The 206-nt window shown below is 66.5% G+C and carries 1 protein-coding gene; it reads right to left on the bottom strand.

The features are described from left to right. On the bottom strand, window positions 1-206 hold a 206-nt coding region (locus ACWGS9_RS36220), incomplete at both ends, for an EF-Tu C-terminal domain-related protein (RefSeq protein WP_454509591.1).

The raw sequence follows: 206 nt of genomic DNA on the forward strand, positions 1-206 counted from the left end.
TAGTTGGTGAAGAACGGCGTATGACGGCCGCCCTCGTCCTTGGTCAGGATGTAGGCCTCGGCCACGAACTTCTTGTGCGGCTTCACCGTGCCCGGCTTGGCCAGAACCTGGCCGCGCTCGACGCCTTCACGGTCGACGCCGCGCAGCAGCGCGCCGATGTTGTCGCCGGCCTGGCCCTGGTCGAGCAGCTTGCGGAACATCTCGAC

The organism is Mesorhizobium sp. Arg314 (assembly GCF_053714275.1).